This window comes from Gammaproteobacteria bacterium, from assembly GCA_019911805.1.
Taxonomy (GTDB): Bacteria; Pseudomonadota; Gammaproteobacteria; order Thiohalobacterales; family Thiohalobacteraceae; genus JAHJQQ01.
Map to the genome: position 1 here is coordinate 1 of JAIOJV010000066.1, position 15,185 is coordinate 15,185.

Genomic DNA, 15,185 nt, shown 5'->3' on the forward strand with positions numbered 1-15,185 from the left:
ACAATGGCCCGAGCGACCCGCTGCGGCCGGCACGGTTTCGCCTGGGCGAGGGCATCATCGGCAAGGCCGCCGCGACCGGGCAGGTGCAGCACTGCCGCGACTGTCGCCGCGAGCCGCAATTCGTCGAGCTCACACCGCGCCCCAACCCCGGCTCACTGCTCAGCGTCCCGGTCCTGTTCGCCGACCGCGTCCTGGGTGTGGTCAACGCCTCACACTCTCAGCCCCATGCCTTCAACGACTCCCACGAACACCTGCTGCGGGTGTTTGCGAGCTTTCTCGGCCAGATCATCTCCAACTGGCGCTACTACCATCAGATGGAGCGCGAGATCCACAACCGCACTCAGGAGCTGGAAGGCGCGTTGGCTGAGGCCGAGGAGCTCAAGCGCCGCTATCAGCACCTGTCGATCGTCGATGAACTGACCGGCATCCACAACCGCCGCTTCTTCTTCCCCGAGGCGCAGGCGGCGCTGTCCACAGCGGTGCGCCACCGGCATCCCTTCTCCATCATGATGGTCGACCTGGACCGCTTCAAGCGGATCAACGACCAGTACGGCCACAGCATGGGCGACAAGGTGTTGCAGGTGACCGCGGCCCTGCTCAAGGGGCAGACACGCGAGGGCGACATCATCGCCCGCTTCGGCGGCGAGGAATTCGTGCTCGCCCTGCCCAACACCGAGCTGGACGGTGCCCGCCGCCTCGCCGACCGCGTGCTGCACTCGCTGCGCAACCTGGCCTTCAATGCCGGTGACCAGACGCTGTGCGTCACGGCCTCCATCGGCCTGACCGCGCTGAACGGCGAGGAGCCCCCGGACCGTACCGATACGCTGGAGGTCCTGCTCCGCCAGGCCGATCAGGCCCTCTACGTCAGCAAGGCCGAGGGCCGCGACCAGGGCCGCGCCCACGCCGACATCGAATCCCGCCTGCTGTGAACCCAGCTGTCAGCGCGGCCAGTGCGACTCCAGCCCGGCCTTCCAATCGAGCGTGAACTCCTGGTTAGCCTCCACGAAGTCCGGATCGTGCTCGGTGCGATTGATGGTCAGGTGGATGATGACCTTGTCGGGCGCCGGTGGCTGACCGGTAGTGACCGTCCACTGCAGCGCGTTCGGACAATCCGGTAACGTGAAACGCACACCGTCACGGATTGCCTCGCGGTGCACCCGGAACTGCCCCCACAGGCAATACATCTCGCCGCTCGCGTCGGTCTCGCTGACCACCTCGCTGATCGAGGCGCACCAGCGCGGCAGTGCGGCGATGCTCAGCCGCGCCTGCAGCTCGGCGGCAGTGGCGCGGACAGCGGCGGTGGCGAAGAATTCCATCGACGGATTCTAACCGATCTGCGGCACGCGCCGCAGCCGCTGGTACACCATGGCCACGGAAACACACGGAAGCACACGGAAAGAATTCACGGAGTAGACCCTGGATCATCACCCATGGCCCGGTTTCCGGGCTTTATACAATGAGCCTTTTTCCGTGTACTTCCGTGTGCTTCCGTGGCCAAAAATAATCATTCAAGCAAGCGCCATTCGGATCTTGGCCGTGCTTCCCATGTTTTTCATGCCGCCCAGCCGAGTTCCGCGGCGCGCGCGCGCGCCTGCGCGGGGACGTCCGTGGCGATGAAGTGTTCGTGCAGGATCTGCACGCCCAGCAGGTGGTTGATGATGGCGTCCAGCCGCACCTGGGTCGCGGCGACGGCGGCGGGCTGTTCGTGCAGAGCGAACAGGGCGCGCACGCCCTCCCGGTCCAGCAGGCCGGCCGCGGCGATCGCCCCGTCCGACAGATAACGCTCCGCCAGCCCCTTCATGGCTGCCCACTTGTCGGGTGAGGTGTGCGCGGGCGGTGCCATGAAGGCGAATTTCTCGCGCTCATAGAGCACCTGTGGCAGCAGGCCGCGCATCGCCTCGCGCAGCACGTACTTCTCGGTACGGCCCTTGATGCGCAGCGACGGTGGCAGCTGTGCAGCGAACTCCGCCAGGTGGTGATCGAGGAATGGCGGGCGCGCCTCCATGGAGTTGGCCATGTCGACGCGATCGCCGCCCCAGGTGAGGATCTGCCCCTCCAGCATGGTCTTGATCCAGACATACTGCGCCTTGTCGAGTGCGTGGCGGCCTGCGAGCATGCTCGCGTCCAGGGCCTCGGCGATGGCGGCACCCGGCTGGTAGCCCGCCAGCTCGGCACGGCGCTCGGGCGCGAGCAGCGCCGGCACCTGCGCTGCTGCGGCCAGCCAGGGTTGCAGACAGCTCGGCGTGAAACCGACACGTGCATCCAGGGCCGCATCGTGCACCGCATCGGCGGCCAGCATCGCGCCGGTGAACAGCTTGTTGCTCTCGGCCAGCATCTGCTCCCAGACCCGTCGCTCGCTCTGCGGCAGGTCGTCCAGGCCGTGCAGGAACAGGTCACGACGAAAGGCGGGGTAGCCACCGAACAGCTCGTCCGAGCCCTCCCCGGTCACCACCACCTTGTAACCCGCATTCTTCACATGCCGGCTCATGAGCAGCTTGGCCACACCCAGGGTGTTGTAGATGGTGCGCTCGGTGTGCCACAGGGTCTCGACGAAATTGTCATAGAGGTGGTCGGCCTGCAGACGCATGATGTCCTGGTCGGCGCCGACCGCCTGCGCCATCTCACGCGCAATCGGTGTCTCGTCGTAATCCTTGTCGTCGAAGCCGATGGTGAAGGCCTTCACCGGCGACTGCTGGGTGGCCGACGACAGCCCCAGGATGGAACAGGAATCGATGCCACCCGACAGATAGCAGGCCACCGGGACATCGGCCTCCAGGCGCAACTGCACGGCCTGCACCAGCTGCTCGCGCACGCCTTCGATGTAGAACGACTCGTCACGACCGCCCTCACGTTCACTCGCCCGGGGAAAATCCATATCCCAGTATTTCTGTTCGCGGATGCGGAAGCGGCCGTGGGCGCGCTCGATGACGACGACGTGACCGGGTTGCACCTGCTGGATGCCGGCGAAGGCCGTGCTGCCCGGCACGATGGTCTGCATCAGCTGGTGATACAGGCCTTGCGAGGAGAACGCCCGCGGCACCTCCGGGTGCGCGAACAGCACCTTGAGCTCGGAGCCGAACACGAACATGCCGTTCACCTCCGTCCAATACAGCGGCTTGATGCCGAAGCGGTCACGCACCAGCATCAGACGGTCGTGGCGGCGGTCATAGAGCGCGAAGGCGAATTCGCCACGCAACTGCGGCAGCATGCCCTCCAGACCCAGACGCGGGTAGAGATGCAGCACCAGTTCCGAATCACTCTTGGTGCGAAAGCGTGCACCGCGCGATGCCAGATCCGCGCGCAGGCGCTTGTAATCGTACAGCTCGCCGTTCTGGGCGAGCAGCAGTTCACCGTCGGCCGAGCGAAACGGCTGCCGTGCGCGGTCCTCGTCCAGGTCGATGATCGACAACCGCGCATGACTGAAACCCACACCGCGCCCATCCACCGCCTGCCAGCCGAACCCGTCCGGCCCACGATGGTGCTGGATGGCCGCCATCGCGACCAGGGTCTGCGGGTCGACCGGCCGTGCCGGATCGGCGTGCATGTAACCTGCTATGCCACACATAAGTCTTACCTCTGGTTGTATTCAAATGCACCACGGGCAAACGACAATCCCATCATGGCCACGGAAGCACACCGAATTACACAGAAGGCAGGGGATGAAGCGGGTTTTGCAGTCCGTGTATTTCCGTGTGCTTCCGTGGCCAACATTGGCTTTTTTGAGCAGATCGGATTTTCGTGGCTATCCGGTTCGCCTCTCACGTCGGCGCGTCCATGACCTGGTGGATGCGCTGCACCAGGGTGGTGAGGAGCGCCATACGGATGAAGACGGCGCCGCGCGCCTGGGCGAAATACCAGTTGTGCGCAGTGTCATCGAGGTCGGTGGACAGTTCGTCGCCACGCGCCAGGGGGTGGAGGATGATGGCGCCGTCTTTCAGCGGCGACCGCGCCGACAGGCGCAGGTCCTCGCCGATGCGCTCAAAACTCTCGCCCACCCAGGCGATGGAGTTGATGTAGACCACGTCGAGCTGCGGCAACTCGGCGTTCAGGCCGTTCGCGACGCGCAGCCGCAGGCCCGCACTTTCCAGTTCCTCACGCTGCCCCGGATCGAAGGGTGTCTCGCCGGCGCAGATGATCACGACCTCCTCGATGCCGGATGCATACAGCGACAGCAGCAGCAACAGGCTGCGCACCGTGCGCATACGCGAAGGCATGCCGATGATGCCGATGCGCGCGCGCAGGTTCGCCGGTACCGTGTCACCCATCAGTTCCGGCCGCCATTTGAAGATCGCGTAGAGATCGGCAAGTGCCTGGGTGGGATGCTCATCGATGCCGTTGCCGGCATTGATGATGGGGATGCGCAGCACCTCGAGCATCTCGTAGACGGCGGTCTCGCGGGCGTCGCGCAGCACCACCAGATCGCCGTAGTTGTTGAACATCTCGGCGACATCGGCGAGCGACTCGCCCTTGGCGATGCCGGTGGTGGCGGGATCGGTGATCGACATGATATCGCCACCGAGCCGGTGCCAGGCGCTCTCGAAGGACAGCCGCGTGCGCGTGCTCGGCTCGTAGAAGGCACTGATCAGCAGTTTGCCGGCCAGCGGCGGTTGATGGATGGACGGCGTGGTCTCGTACCAGGCGGCCATGCGGCACAGCTGTGCCAGTCGGGCGCGATCGAACTGGCGCGCCGACACGATTGGCCGGTTGGCCAGATCGACCAGCGGCCGGGGATCCTCCACGATGCGTTCGAGCAGCGCCTGCGGCCGTTCGATGCCGATGGCCCAGTGCCGCGGCTGAACCGGATCCTTCAGGGCGGGATGCAGTTCGTTCACCATAATCTCCCCATGCGCCAGTCGCGCAACCATAGAATCACCAGCACCAGCGGTGCCAGCAGTGTGACCGCCAGCGCCACGCCGACCATCACTTGCAGAAAACTCACCGAGACCGTCATGCGCCCTGCCCCGTCTCATCGAGATGTGCCCAGTCGAACGCGCGCGGCACCAGCCAGGTCGAGAGCAGCACCACGCCCATGGATACCGCCGCCGACACCAGCGCGGCGACATAGAAGCCGATCAGAAAATAGGCGGCCAGACCGCAGGCCGTGCCCGCTATCATCGCGGTCGTGGCGCCGCCGGGATTGGTGTGTCGCCAGTACAGCCCGGCGGCGATCGGCCAGATGGTGCTGGCGACGAATGCACCGGTGAAATGCAGCAGCGCCGCCAGGCTGGTCAGGCGCGGCAGGCACAGCAGCCAGGCCGTCACACCCAGACCGAGGATCACCCAGCGCGCCGCACGGCGCAGTTCCGCGTGGCTCGCCTGCGGGCGCAGATGGCCGCGGTAGATGTCCCGTAGCACCAGATCCCCGGTTGCCGCCAGCAGCGAGTCGAGGCTCGAGGCCAACGCCGAGAACACCACGATGAACACCAGTACCGCACCGCCGACGCCGAGCAGCTCCGCGGCCACCATCGGCCCGACCATGTCGGGTGCGGGCACGTTCAGCGCCAGCGCCGGCGCCGCCAGCGCGATGAAGCCCGCCACCACCGGGATCGGCATCCAGAAGATGCCGGCCGTCAGATACGCCTTGAAGCCCACCCCCTCATCGAAGGCGAAGGCGCGACTCCACCAGACGTTGGAATGGAAGATCTCGCCGATCCCGAACAACAGATTGTTGAACAGGAACATGATGGCCGCCGGCATCAGCAGATTCAGCAGCTCCGGCCGCTCCGCCAGCACGCTTGCGTGCATGGCATCGAAGCCGACCCGCTCGATCGTCAGCCAGGCCAGCACCACGATGCCGACCAGGATCAGCAGGGTTTGAATGAAGTCCGTGCCGATGACCGCGCGCAGGCCGCCGAGTAACGTGTAGAGCACGCACACCGCCAGGATCACCGTCATGCCGACACGGTAGTCGATGCCGGTCAGCGCATGGATCAGGATGCCGCCGGCCATCCCCAGGCTGATCAGCCAGCCCATCCCGTAGAACAGCGAGATCGCCAGAAAGGTGCGCCAGGCGGTGCGGCCGTAGCGCAGGCGGACGAAGTCGCCGCTGGTGAAGCCATTCGGCATGAGCTCACGGATGCGCCGGGCGAGCGGTGCGAACAGCAACAGACCGACCGAGCCCAGCGAGTAGCCCAGCATGCCCCAGATACCCATCTGATAGGCGAGCTGCGGCGCGGCCATGGTGGTGTTGCTGGTCACCCAGGTGGCCATGGCCGTCGCCGTGCCCAGCGCCAGACCGACGCGACGACCGGCGAGCATGTAGTCCTCGAGCTCGCGCGCACGCCGACCGAGATACCAGCCGAGCATGACCCACAGCAGGCTGAATGCCGCCAGGATGCCCCAGCCGATGGCCGGATCCAGGATGGCGCTGCGGACGTCGTTCACACGGCCACTACCCGCGTGACCTCGCGGATCGCCTCGCCCGTGGTGAGCACCCGCGCATAGCGGTCCTTCAGGGTGGTAAGCGTCGCCTGCTGCAGCTCGGGCGTCACGGTGGTGCAGGCATCCTCGATCAAGGTCACGTAGAAACCGAGGTCGCAGGCATCGCGGATCGCCGTGGACACGCATTCGTTGGTGTAGACACCGACCACGAACAGCCCGGTGATCCCCAGGTTGCGCAGCACGTATTCCAGGTTGGTGGCGTTGAACACGCCGCTCGCGGTCTTGTTGATGACGATCTCGTCACCCTGCGGTGCGACCGCCGGCATGAATTCCGCCTCGCGGCTGCCGGGCGCGGCGTGCAGCCCCAGGCGCTTGTGACCGGGGCCCCGGTCACGGCCGTCCTGCGTCAGCGACCGGATACGGACGTGGATGACCTCGAGGCCCTTGGCGCGGAAGGCATCCTGCAGGCGCCGCACGTTGGGCAGCACCGTCGTCTCCAACTGTTCGAAATAGTACTCGGTGGCCTCCGGCGGCACGCCGGATTTCTCCGCGTCGGCGAACACACCGATCCCGCGCGCCGCATCCAGATACTGCAGGTCGATGCACAGCAGCGCGGTGTGATGCTCCTCCAGCGAGGAGATGACCTCGGGTGGTTCGACGATGGACTCGAGATAGGTGTCCCGGAGCGGATCGACGTCGATATAGTCCTGCCCCGGATCGAGCGGGTCGAGGGTGTCATCGTGGCTCATGGCGTTCCCCTTGTCAGCGGGCCAGTGCGTAGAGTGTGTTGAGCGCGACATTGGCACCGGTCTCGATGTCCTCCCAGGCGGTCCATTCCGCCGGCGAGTGGCTGCGTCCTTCGCGGCTGGGCACGAAGATCATGCCGGCACGCGTGAGCCCGGCGAGCATCTGGGTGTCGTGCGCCGCGCCGCTGGGCAGGTTCAGTTGGCTGGCATCGAGCGCGCGTGCCGCCGTGGTAATGGCGTGCATCACCAGCGGATCGCATTTGACCGGCTCGAGTGCGCTCAGCACGTCGAACTCGAACATCAGATCGCGCCGCCGCGCGATGGCCGACAGCGCGCGGCGGAACGCCAATCCCAGGCGCTCCAGCACGGCCGGATCGGTGTCGCGCGCCTCCAGCGAGAACTCGGCGCGCCCCGGCACCACGTTGGCCGCACCAGGGATGAGTTCCACCCGGCCGATGGTGGCGACGCTGCGGGTGCCGCCGTCCTCCTCGAGAATGCGCGGGATCTCACCGGCGAACTCCGCCAGCCCCTGAAAGGCGTCACGGCGCAGATCCATGGGCGTGGTGCCGGCATGGTTGGCGGCACCGAGCAGGCGCACGTTCCACTTGAACAGCCCGACGATGCCCTCGACCACACCGATCTTCACCCCGGCGCGATCGAGTACCGGGCCCTGTTCGATGTGCAGTTCCAGGAAGGCGTGCAGGGATTCGGGGCGGCGCTGGGCGCGCAGGGCGTCCATGGCGTTCAGGCCGCGTGCGGCCATGGCCTCGACAATGCCGATACCGTCGAGGTCGCGCGCGGTGTGGATGTGCTCGGGCGTGAGCCGGCCGCACAACGCCTGTGAACCGAACATGCCGCCGAAGCGCCCCTCCTCGTCGGTGAACGCGACGGCCTCGAGCGGATGACTCAGTGCCACGCCCGCCTCCTTGAGCGTGCGCAGGCACTCCAGCCCGACCAGTACGCCCAGTGCGCCATCGAGATGGCCCGCGCCCGGCACCGTGTCGAGGTGTGAACCGGTCATGACGCTGGGGCGCACGCCGTCCCAGTCCAGGCGCGCATGGATGTTGGCGGCGCCGTCGACGTAGAGTTCCAACCCGGCCGCGTGGATGCGCTCGATCAGCCAGGCGCGCGCCTGCAGGTCGCCGTCGGTGAAGGCCATGCGGTACAGGCCATGGTCTGCGCGCCGGCCGATGGCGGCCAGGGCCTCCACATCCGCCTGCAGACGCGGGAAGTTCACCCGCAGCATGGGACTCATGACCGACGCCCTCCCCGGTGCTCCCCCCGGGACTCCCCCTGGTACCCTTTTGGCCGCCCCTGACCGCCGCGCAGAATCAGCACAGCGGTGGCGGCGAACACCGTCGCGCCCAGGGCGAAGAACAGCCAGGCGCGCGTCAGGGTGTGATGCGCCACCGTAACGGCGACCGGCGGGCTCCATGGACCACCGTCGGCCCGTACGCGATAGTAATAGATACCATCGGGCCGACCACTCAGCGCCGTGGCCAGGTCCGGACCAGCATACAAGGTGCGCGGCGTGTCGAATGCCGGGCCGGCGGCCTCCTGGAGTTCGAAGCGCGGGGCGTCGGACGCTGCACCGGCCGACTCTCCAGTCAGATCTACGGGCAGCCCCCAGGACAGGCCGTAGTAGCCGGCCGTGGCCACCTCGGTGTCCGCGTGCAGAAACGGGTTTGCAGGGAGAGAGGACTCGCCGGCGTGGGCAAGACCGAAGGTCAGCAGCAGGGCGGCCAGACCGAGGCCGTCACGTCGAACAACCACGCGCGCGTCCCTTGGCTTGTGCCTGACGGAAAAATAACTTGTTTGTTATCAACATATTAAACTTATTTCAGGCGTTTGTGGCGCGCCCGATCGGAGCGAATTGATGGGGTATTATTGCACAAAACTAATTTGCGCTGTAATTCTGGAAGATCATTTCAGCCACGGGAGCGCACGGAAGTAGATGGAGAAGACACGGAAAGGGATGTTCCCGAGGCATCGGTCGCCACCGTCCGGATGACAACAGCGCCCCCATGAAGTGGGCGGCCTGGTCCACATATTTCCCTGGCAGACGCGGTTTTTGGGGTTATTTCACCCCCGCCTGGCGGGCCGGGCCGGGGCATCGCGTTGTTACCCCCGACCGCTTGCAGTAGGATCAAAGGCGTTGACAGCCGGTACAGCCGCAGCAACTCACCCTGGCACCCTGGCCATTCAACGGTCCACCCGGCTCACGCACAGGACCCCATGCCTTCCCTGTGCGGCGCCCGGCAGGAGAGCGTGCCCTCCCTCACTGCCGGATCGGAGCCGCGATACGACGCCTTGCAGCTGCAGGAGCGCGGTCTTCACCCGCCATCGAAAGGAACCGAGCCCATGCCTTCCATCGAACCCGTGACCCACACCCCCCCCGAATACAAACTCATCCGTGTCGAAAAGGCCGAGCCGCCCGCCGGCGTGAACGGCGGCAGCTGGTACCGCTACGTCGTCACGCGCAAGAATGCCGAGATCGTCGGCAACCGCTGCGGCTCGTTGCAGCAGGTGCGCCGCTACGCCCAGGAGTTCACCGACGCGCTGAACACCCGCGCGATCGCCCTGGGCCATTCCGTCTGGGCACGCCCACACCGCAAGAACTGAGGTGGATCACGGTGATCAGCGGCGCAACTCAGCCGCCGGTCCGCGTATACTTCTGCCGGCTGGGAATCACACCGCGCACGCCGCCCTGCGGATTCTCCACATCACCCGCATAGCGCGGGATCAGGTGCACGTGCAGATGCATGATGCTCTGCCCGGCGATCGGCCCCACATTCACCCCGATGTTGTAGCCACCCGGCTGAAACTGCGAATCCACCAGCGCCCGGGTCGCGTCGATGAGAGAAAAGATGGCCGCGCACTCCTCCGCCGTCGCATCGAAGAAACTGGCAAAATGCCGGAAGGGGATGATCAGGCAATGGCCTGGATTCACTGGATAACTGTCGAATTGGACGAAGGCGTGTTCGTTTTGGAGAATGGCGCTCGAGCGGTTGCAGAACCGGCAGTCGGGGTCGGCGGCTGACATAGTGATCCTTTCTGGTAGTGAGTTCACGACAGCGTGGCCAGCGGCTGCGCGCGGGACTCCTCCCGAACGTGGGCTTACGTGCACCCCCGCGCGGAGCGAACCCCGCTGCTGGCGGGTGCCGTTGGTGGGGGGCGTACTCCCGACCACCTGACGCAGGCGCTGGACACGCGCCTATTCTAGCGTCATCGACACCGCATGGAACCCTCCGATCGGCCCCGGACCGCCTTCCCGGTGCATTTCGAAATCCAGTATGATCATAAAGATGGTCAGCGGATCGGGCCCGGCGATACGCATCGATCAGGACTTCCCCAGCCAACCATGCCAGACGGCTGCCGCTTTACAGCGGCTTGCATGCTGTCCGGGCATGGAGACACTGGAGATGCTGGAGTGATACGGCGGAAGCGGCGGAGAAAATAGTGGATTCCAGCCCGTTGAGAAAGTTTTTCGCAGGCTTCCTGCGTACCCGCCATATCCTGCGGCACTTTCAGCGGCGGGCCATGCTGGACACGCTGACTCAGACCGGCGTCAGTCGCGAAGTCCCCGCCAGACTGGCCCAAACGCTGATCGCCACCGCCAGGCACGATACGGACACCCTGCTCGAGACGCTGGGTACTCATCCTGACGGGTTGAGCGAACGCCAGGCCGACGCGATTCGCGAGCGGGTCGGGCTGAACGAGATCGAGCACGAAAAACCATTGCCGTGGTGGTTGCACCTATGGCAATGCTACCGGAACCCGTTCAACCTGCTATTGACGGTGCTGGCCGTCATTTCCTACGTGACGGATGACCTGCAGGCCACCACCGTGATCTCCCTGATGGTGGTGCTTTCGACCTTGCTGCACTTCTGGCAAGAGGCCAGGTCGAACCGGGCGGCTGATGCGCTCAAGGCCATGGTCAGCAACACCGCAACCGTCGTGCGGCGTGACGTTCCCGAAGACGTAACCGAAGATACGCCGCCACAGGATCCCGCCGCCCCGCCACCACCCCTGGCTGTCTCACGCGTTGAAGTGCCCATCGAATTGCTGGTGCCGGGCGACATCATCATCCTGTCGGCGGGCGACATGATTCCCGCTGACTGTCGCCTGCTCACCGCCAAGGACCTGTTCGTCGCGCAAGCCGCGATGACGGGTGAGTCGATGCCGGTGGAGAAGTTCACCACACTGCGCGATATCCGGGCCATCAGTGCGCTCGAACTCGACAACCTCCTGTTCATGGGTACCAACGTGGTATCCGGGTCGGCCACGGCAGTAGTCGTCACTACGGGCAATCAGACCTATTTCGGCTCGCTGGCCACCCGGGTCACCACCACGGACCGTGCCCCGACTGCATTCCAGTACGGTATCAACAACGTGAGCTGGCTGTTGATCCGCTTCATGCTGGTGATGGTGCCGTTGGTACTCTTCATCAACGGCTTCACCAAGGGCGACTGGATGGAGGCGTTATTATTCGCACTGTCCGTCGCGGTCGGCCTGACGCCCGAGATGTTGCCGATGATCGTGACCTCGACCCTGGCCAAGGGTGCGGTGGTCCTCTCGCGCCAGAAGGTCATCGTCAAGCGACTCGATGCCATCCAGAATTTCGGTGCGATGGATGTGTTGTGCACCGACAAGACCGGTACGCTGACGCAGGACAAGATCTTCCTGTCGCGTCATACGGATATCTGGGGCCAGGAGTCGGACGCGGTCCTGGAGATGGCCTACCTCAACAGCTATTACCAGACCGGCCTGAAGAACCTCCTGGATGTGGCCGTGCTGGAACATGTGGATGTGCACCAGAAACTCAACCCCGCGCGCAACTACCGCAAGGTCGACGAAATCCCCTTCGATTTCAACCGCCGCCGCATGTCGGTGGTGGTGAGCGAGCGCGAGAGCCACCACGAACTGATCTGCAAAGGTGCGGTCGAGGAGATTCTGGCAGTCTGCACCCGGGTCTACCACGGCGAGTCGATCGAGCCGCTGAGTGCAGAATTGCTGGAACGCATCCGTACCGTCACCGCCGACCTGAATGAAGAAGGCCTGCGGGTCGTTGCGGTCGCCGCCAAGGAGTTACCACCCCGGAAGGAGGACTACAGCCAGGCCGACGAGCGTGACCTGACGCTGATCGGCTACGTCGCGTTCCTCGATCCACCCAAGGAATCGACTGCCCCCGCACTACAGGCCCTGGCCGGGCATGGTGTGGCAGTGAAGGTACTGACCGGCGACAACGAACTGGTGACGGCCAAGATCTGTCGTGAAGTGGGGTTGGAGCAGCACGGCATCCTGCTGGGCAATGACGTCGAGGGCATGAGCGATACCGAACTGGCCCAGGCAGTGGAAGCACACAATGTGTTCGCCAGACTCACACCCGACCACAAGGAGCGCATCGTACGGCTCCTGAAGGGCAACGGCCACGTGGTCGGCTTCCTCGGCGATGGCATCAATGACGCACCGGCCTTGCGCGCGGCCGACATCGGCATCTCCGTGGATACGGCGGTGGATATCGCCAAGGAGGCCGCCGATATCATTCTGCTGGAAAAGAGCCTGATGATCCTCGAGGAAGGCGTGCTGGAGGGCCGGCGAACGTTCGCCAACATCCTCAAGTACATCAAGATGACCGCCAGCTCGAACTTCGGTAACGTCTTCTCGGTGCTGGTGGCCTCCGCCTTCCTCCCATTCCTGCCCATGTTACCGTTGCAGCTGTTGACCCAGAATCTGCTTTACGACATCTCGCAGATCGCCATCCCCTTCGATCGCGTGGACGACGAACTGTTGAAAACACCGCAGCGTTGGCGGCCGGGCGATGTGGGCCGCTTCATGCTGTTCTTCGGACCCATCAGCTCGGTATTCGACATCACGACATTTCTCATGATGTGGTTTGTGTTCAGTGCCAATACGATGGCAGAACAGACGCTGTTCCAGTCGGGCTGGTTCGTGGTCGGCCTGCTGACACAAACGCTGATCGTGCACATGATCCGCACGCCCAAGATCCCGTTCCTGCAGAGTCGCGCCTCGGTATCGTTGACCATAATGACCGGCGTCATCATGGCAGTCGGCCTCTTCCTGCCGATGGGACCCCTGGCAGACTACTTCAAGCTGCAGGCCCTGCCGTCCCTGTATTTCGTGTTCCTGCCGCTGATCCTGCTGGCCTATATGGGCCTGACGCAGGCGATGAAGGGCTTCTATACACGCCGTTATGGCTGGCAGTAACGGCCATCGGGGTTACGAAAAACCGCGACACCGCCCGCATAATGAAAGATAATGCCAGACTTTGTAGTAGCCGGCGGCCCCGTCCGGGAGACGGCCCCGGCGTTCGCGCCACGGCAACCCATTTCACTACCCGACAGATTTCCACATGAGCGATAAGATCAGAATCGGCATCGCCGGCTACGGCAATCTCGGCAGGGGCGTCGAAGCGGCCCTTGCGCAACATACCGACATGGAACTCGTCGGCGTATTCACGCGCAGGAACCCTGCCGAACTGAGGCTGCTCAGCGACGGCACACCGGTGTATAGAATCAATTCCGTCGCGACGTTCACCGAGACCATCGATGTACTCATCCTGTGCGGCGGATCGAAGAACGACCTGCCCGAACAGGGCCCCGAACTGTCCGCCCTGTTCAACACAGTGGACAGCTTCGATACGCACGCCAGGATTCCTGATTATTTCGCCGCCATGGACCGTGCGGCGCAGCAGGGCGGTCATATCGCGCTGATTTCGGTCGGCTGGGATCCGGGCCTGTTCTCGATCAACCGCCTGTACGGTGAGGCGGTACTGCCGGACGGGGCAAACTACAGCTTCTGGGGCCCGGGGCTCAGCCAGGGCCACTCCGACGCACTGCGCCGGGTACCGGGCGTCCAGGGTGCAGTGCAATACACCATCCCTTCGCCCGAGGCCATGGAACGCGTCCGCAGCGGTTCGCGCCCGGCGCTGACGACCCGCGAAAAGCACACCCGCAGCTGCCATGTTGTGCTCGAAGCGGGGGCGGACGCCGCCACGGTCGAACGCGCGATCGTCACCATGCCCGATTATTTCGCCGATTACGACACCACGGTGAACTTCATCAGCGCCGAGGAATTGCAGCGGGACCACGCCGCGATGCCGCATGGTGGTTGCGTCATCCGCGGCGGCACCACCGGTAAAGGTACGCGCCAGATGATGGAGTTTTCCCTGCAGCTCGACAGCAACCCCGAATTCACCGCCAGCGTGCTGGTCGCCTACGCGCGCGCCGCCTTCCGGCTCAACCAGCAAGGCGACGTCGGTGCCAAAACTGTATTCGATATCCCGCCGGGCCTGCTGTCACCGAAGAGTGCGGCGGAACTGCGCCGGGAGTTGTTGTAACCCGGGAATGCGGTACGCCCCGGCCCCTGACGCGCCAAGTGCGTCTGGCTGAGGCGCACGACCCCTCCAGCCTGCGTGTCGCCAGCGGCATCAGGCCGCTGTCTGCACTGCCCCCCTGACCACCGTCCCACGACCAGCCGTCACGCTTTGTCGCCCTGGCCGGAACGGACGATTTCAATCAGCGCATTCAAGGCATCGGTCACGGTGAAAATCCCCAGAAGCCCGCCCCTGTCGTCGTTGACGATCACACTGCCGATCTTGTTTTCGGACATGGTGTACGCCACCTCGTCCAGGTGCGCCGCGGCGTTCACGGTCAGCGGATCGGTCGCCATGATGTCGGCGGCCCGCACCTGAGTCTTGTGCTCGGCACTCAGCCCCAGGGCGACGCGCACATCCCGGTCGCTGATCAGCCCCACCACCGCGCCACCGCGGACGATCGGCAGGTGGCGAATACCCTGCTCCGCCATCAACCGCTGCAGCTCGTCGATCGGCATATCTTCATTGGCCGTGACGGGATTGGGGGTGGTGAACTCCTCCACCGGCAGATTCAATTGCATCGACGTCACCCCATCTTGAGTAGCACTTACATTTAGAGTCCGGTTGCCACTGTAGTCGATTTCGCTGCTAACTGCTTCGCGTAGGCGGTAGGTGTCAGCCCACCTAAGGTCTTCTTCGGTCGTTCCTCGTTGTATTCACGT

The 15,185-nt window shown here is 64.6% G+C and carries 14 protein-coding genes; 5 read left to right on the forward strand and 9 right to left on the reverse strand.

Annotated features, from left to right (window positions below):
• A partial coding sequence (locus K8I04_07345) for a sensor domain-containing diguanylate cyclase (protein MBZ0071526.1) occupies positions 1–929 on the forward strand: 929 nt, incomplete at its 5' end.
• Positions 930–938: 9 nt separating this feature from the next.
• Here K8I04_07345 and K8I04_07350 read toward each other — a convergent pair.
• The 7 genes from K8I04_07350 to K8I04_07380 form a co-directional block, all read right to left on the reverse strand.
• Positions 939–1,316 carry a hypothetical protein gene (locus K8I04_07350; GenBank protein MBZ0071527.1) on the reverse strand — a complete coding sequence of 126 codons (378 nt, stop codon included), beginning with the start codon at positions 1,314–1,316 and terminating at the stop codon, positions 939–941.
• Positions 1,317–1,552: 236 nt separating this feature from the next.
• Positions 1,553–3,565, reverse strand: a complete 2,013-nt coding sequence (gene asnB, locus K8I04_07355) for an asparagine synthase (glutamine-hydrolyzing) (GenBank protein MBZ0071528.1) — start codon at positions 3,563–3,565, stop codon at positions 1,553–1,555.
• Between the two features lie 193 nt (positions 3,566–3,758).
• A complete protein-coding gene (locus K8I04_07360) occupies positions 3,759–4,835 on the reverse strand; it encodes an aspartate carbamoyltransferase (protein MBZ0071529.1) in 1,077 nt (358 codons plus the stop codon).
• A gap of 112 nt (positions 4,836–4,947) precedes the next feature.
• A complete protein-coding gene (locus tag K8I04_07365) occupies positions 4,948–6,306 on the reverse strand; it encodes a sodium:solute symporter family protein (protein ID MBZ0071530.1) in 1,359 nt (452 codons plus the stop codon).
• A 74-nt stretch (positions 6,307–6,380) separates the two neighbouring features.
• The gene (locus tag K8I04_07370; protein ID MBZ0071531.1) at positions 6,381–7,130 is read right to left on the reverse strand and encodes a cysteine hydrolase; all 750 of its coding nucleotides are present in this window, start codon (positions 7,128–7,130) and stop codon (positions 6,381–6,383) included.
• 13 nt (positions 7,131–7,143) lie between these two features.
• A complete protein-coding gene (locus K8I04_07375) occupies positions 7,144–8,382 on the reverse strand; it encodes a Zn-dependent hydrolase (GenBank protein ID MBZ0071532.1) in 1,239 nt (412 codons plus the stop codon).
• Entirely contained in the window at positions 8,379–8,873 is a 495-nt protein-coding gene (locus tag K8I04_07380) for a fibronectin type III domain-containing protein (GenBank protein ID MBZ0071533.1), read from the reverse strand. The genes K8I04_07375 and K8I04_07380 overlap by 4 nt, the downstream gene beginning before the upstream one ends.
• Before the next feature lie 615 nt (positions 8,874–9,488).
• Here K8I04_07380 and K8I04_07385 point away from each other — a divergent pair.
• Positions 9,489–9,749, forward strand: a complete 261-nt coding sequence (locus K8I04_07385; GenBank protein MBZ0071534.1) for a hypothetical protein — start codon at positions 9,489–9,491, stop codon at positions 9,747–9,749.
• A 28-nt stretch (positions 9,750–9,777) separates the two neighbouring features.
• Here the strand turns inward: K8I04_07385 and K8I04_07390 are convergent, their stop codons facing one another.
• Positions 9,778–10,170 (reverse strand): HIT family protein, encoded by a 393-nt coding sequence (locus tag K8I04_07390; GenBank protein MBZ0071535.1) that lies wholly within the window; start codon positions 10,168–10,170, stop codon positions 9,778–9,780.
• A 250-nt stretch (positions 10,171–10,420) separates the two neighbouring features.
• Here K8I04_07390 and K8I04_07395 point away from each other — a divergent pair, with 250 nt between their 5' ends.
• The 3 genes from K8I04_07395 to K8I04_07405 all read left to right on the forward strand — a co-directional run bounded on the left by K8I04_07395 (position 10,421) and on the right by K8I04_07405 (position 14,487).
• Entirely contained in the window at positions 10,421–10,561 is a 141-nt protein-coding gene (locus K8I04_07395; GenBank protein MBZ0071536.1) for a hypothetical protein, read from the forward strand.
• Positions 10,562–10,586: 25 nt separating this feature from the next.
• Positions 10,587–13,355 (forward strand): magnesium-translocating P-type ATPase, encoded by a 2,769-nt coding sequence (mgtA, locus tag K8I04_07400; GenBank protein ID MBZ0071537.1) that lies wholly within the window; start codon positions 10,587–10,589, stop codon positions 13,353–13,355.
• Between the two features lie 145 nt (positions 13,356–13,500).
• Entirely contained in the window at positions 13,501–14,487 is a 987-nt protein-coding gene (locus tag K8I04_07405) for a diaminopimelate dehydrogenase (GenBank protein ID MBZ0071538.1), read from the forward strand.
• A 140-nt stretch (positions 14,488–14,627) separates the two neighbouring features.
• Here the strand turns inward: K8I04_07405 and K8I04_07410 are convergent, their stop codons facing one another.
• A complete protein-coding gene (locus tag K8I04_07410) occupies positions 14,628–15,044 on the reverse strand; it encodes a CBS domain-containing protein (protein MBZ0071539.1) in 417 nt (138 codons plus the stop codon).
• Positions 15,045–15,185: the final 141 nt, after the last annotated feature.